Origin of the sequence: Pseudobutyrivibrio sp., from assembly GCF_017471675.1 — a bacterium.
Classification (GTDB): domain Bacteria; phylum Bacillota; class Clostridia; order Lachnospirales; family Lachnospiraceae; genus Pseudobutyrivibrio.
Window position 1 is genome coordinate 1 of record NZ_JAFUSK010000018.1, and the last position, 3,428, is coordinate 3,428.

Consider the following 3,428-nt stretch of genomic DNA (forward strand, 5'->3'; position numbering starts at 1 on the left):
CAGGAGAGTGTACAGGAATACGCTGGTGAAGAAGTTCTTAATGCAATCAGATTTATTGAAGAACACACTGGTGAAAAGTACGATTGGGATTATCTGTTCAGCAACATGGCCCGCTTTAACGAAGAAACAAAGGAGTTTCTAGAGTGGCTTGAAATTAACAAGACACCATATCCACAGCTTCTTGGCGCAACACTTGGTTTCTATCGTTACGGTGTTTACATGGCAGCAGGAGGCCGCAGCCAGATATTCTTAGACACAGATAAAAAGATTACAGTCCTTGCCACAAAGGCATATCAGAACAAGGAAATGGCCTGCAAGGAATATCGCCATCGTGCCATCCTATGGGGCGTGCAGGCTGCCTACTATACAGCCTTCCCTAACTGGCTTATGAATTGCTGGGGAATCCTACCTATTAACGATATGCTTTGCTGCGTTTCAACAGAAATGGTCAGCACCACTGACAAGCACCAGGCACTTCTTGACCTAGGTCATTTATACGAAAATATGATTATGCGTAATCGCTCTAATGGTGGCTACGAAACTGGTGTTGAAGACCTGTTCAGAATCTGCGAGCAGATGAATGTGGATATGGTTATCATGTATGTTCACATCGGCTGCAAAGCCATGTCAGGCTACCACGGCCTCTTTGAAGAAGAAGCCAGAAAGCGTGGCATCCACTGGATTTGGGTGAACCACAATCTGATGGTACCACTTGATGGCACCAGAAGAGACATGCGCACCGAAGTCAACCGCTACATGCGCACCATCCTTAAGGAAGAGCCTGTAGACGCCAGCTTAGAGGAGTTTGACGATTCATTGAGTTGGTAAAAGTAGACAAAGATAATATTCTTATTGTATTATATAATTGCTGCGAAATTCATACTTGTTCATTTCTATAACGATTTCAAAAGGGTTTTACTTGTCTTTTTCCTTTCAGAAATCCTTATTCATGGTATAATTTAAGGAGAAATAGAAATGACGAAAGTAAATAGAGAGTACAAAGATAGATTATTTAGATTACTATTTGGTACTGAAGAAATGAAGGAAAATATTCTTCAGCTTTATAATGCATTGAATGATAGTAGTTATTCAGACGCAAGTGCAGTTAGCTTAACTACTATTGAGGACGTTATATATATAAGCATGAAGAATGACATCTCTTTTTTGTTTGACAGTTATCTATCTGTATGGGAACAGCAAAGTACCTTCAATCCTAATATGCCTGTTAGAGGCTTAATGTATTTTGGTAAGTTATATGATCAGTATATTAAGACAAATGGGATAAACATTTATTCCAGTACCTTAAAGAAAATACCGACGCCAAGATACATAGTTTTTTATAATGGGGCAACAGATAGACCAGCAGTTGAAAAAATCAGACTTTCTGATGCTTTTATCAATGAGGATAAAAGTGGCGATTTTGAGTGGACCGCTATAGGGTATAACCTTAATAAAGGTAAGAATGATGGGCTATTAGAAAAATGCCAGCCTTTACGAGATTATATGGAGCTAATCAACAGAATCAGGACCTTTTCACTTGATTATGAAATTGAAAAAGCAGTAAATTTGGCGGTTGATTCATGCATCGAAGATGGAATTCTCAAAGAGTTTTTGGAGAAGCATAAAGCGGAGGTATGTGGTATGGTTATAACTGAATTTGATGAAAAAGCTTTTGCTGATGATATGCGAATGGAAGCAAAGGTGGAGGATATTCAAAATCTCATGAAAAACTTATCGCTTACAGCTGAGAAAGCTATGGAAGCATTAGGAATTCCTGAAGGTGAATTTGATAAGTTCAAAGCAATGCTGTAAAAAGTCAGACAAATTATTAACAAAATATAAAATAATTATAAATTATTAGCACTCGCGCTTGACGAGTGCTAATTTTAGGTATATAACATAATCAACAAGAGGGGAACAAAAGAAATCCTCACTTGGAACTAATTCACAATCCACTAGACCGAGAGCCTAGCGTCAATAAAAGGAGGTAAGTATTATGTTAATGCCTAGTATTTTATCAAATGATTTTATGGATGATTTCTTCTCAGTACCACGTGTAACAGGTTTTGGTGGTTCCAGATTCGATCGTGATTTTTCACGAATGATGACAACAGATGTAAAAGAAACTGATAATGGTTATCAGCTTGATATGAACCTTCCAGGATTTGCTAAAGAAGATATCAAAGCAGAGCTTAAGGATGGATATCTTACGATCAATGCTGAGTCAAACAGCAGCAATGATGAGCAGGATGATGATGGCAACTTCATCAGACGTGAACGCTACACAGGTTCATGTTCAAGAAGCTTCTATGTAGGCGATGGAGTAACACAGGATGATATCCACGCAGCCTTCAAGGATGGCGTTCTTACCCTTACAGTTCCTAAGAAGGAAGCAATCCCTGAAAAGGAAGAAACAAAATATATAGCTATTGAAGGATAGTCATTTTGATTAGCTGGCCCCTCCCATTATTAGTGGGAGGGGCTTATTTTATTGGCACACAGATACATTTTGTGTTACCCTTATTATAACAAAGGGAAAGAGGGGCTTTGTTTTGCCAAAATCAAAATACACTGAAATATATAAGGATTTAAAACTTAGGATAGAATCAGAGGAGTATGAATATCAAAGTATTCTCCCTCCAGAAAGCGCACTGGTTGTTACCTATGATTGCTCCAGAAACACTGTTAGAAGAGCATTAGCACAGCTAGCTGAAATTGGATATGTACAGGCAATCAATGGTGTTGGAGTACGAGTGGTTTATCAGCCTATCGACAAGGCCAGCTTTGTAATAGGAGGCATTGAGACCTTTAAGGAATCCGCCAGCAGAAATAAGCTAAACAGCAACACAGAAGTAATAATGTTTGCTGAAATTACAGCTGATGAAAGGATTCAAAGCAGAACAGGCTTTAAGAAAGGCACAGAGCTTTATTACATACAAAGGCTTAGAAAGCTGGATGGCAAGCCTTGCATCTTAGATATAAATATGTTTGATAAATCTATTGTGCCTGGCATCACAGAAGAAATTGCAAACAAATCAATATACGAATATATAGAAAATGAGCTTCACATGGAGATAGCCATGAGTAAACGAAAGATGACTGTTGAACGTGTTACAGAAGTTGATATGAAGTGCTTAAATCCCGGCGATTACAATTGCCTGGCAGTTGTAACAAGCCAGACTTTTAATGGCATGGGGTTGATGTTTGAGTATACTCAGTCACGTCATCTCCCAGAATATTTCTGCTTTATGGACACTGCTACACGAGCTGAATTACATGATTAATCTAAAAGGGGCTGTTAAAAAACTCCCCTAAAAAAGGACTGGATTCAGTGACTATCCTCGGATAGCCCCTGAATCCTCTTTTATTTTGTTTTTGGATTTTCTTTTGCCCCTATAATTATAAAAAATAGAGTCACTAAGCAAAGC

4 protein-coding genes are annotated in these 3,428 nt (G+C 38.4%); all 4 read left to right on the forward strand.

Annotated elements, in window-relative coordinates:
- Positions 1-828: 2-hydroxyacyl-CoA dehydratase family protein (locus IJ535_RS02705; protein WP_294298529.1), on the forward strand; the 828-nt coding region annotated here is incomplete at its 5' end.
- 147 nt (positions 829-975) lie between these two features.
- On the forward strand, positions 976-1,812 hold the full coding sequence (locus tag IJ535_RS02710) for a hypothetical protein (RefSeq protein ID WP_294298531.1): 837 nt from the start codon (positions 976-978) through the stop codon (positions 1,810-1,812).
- A 184-nt stretch (positions 1,813-1,996) separates the two neighbouring features.
- Positions 1,997-2,440: an Hsp20/alpha crystallin family protein gene (locus IJ535_RS02715; protein ID WP_294298533.1), complete on the forward strand. Its 444-nt coding sequence runs from the start codon at positions 1,997-1,999 to the stop codon at positions 2,438-2,440.
- Positions 2,441-2,552: 112 nt separating this feature from the next.
- A complete protein-coding gene (locus IJ535_RS02720; protein WP_294298536.1) occupies positions 2,553-3,284 on the forward strand; it encodes a UTRA domain-containing protein in 732 nt (243 codons plus the stop codon).
- Positions 3,285-3,428: the final 144 nt, after the last annotated feature.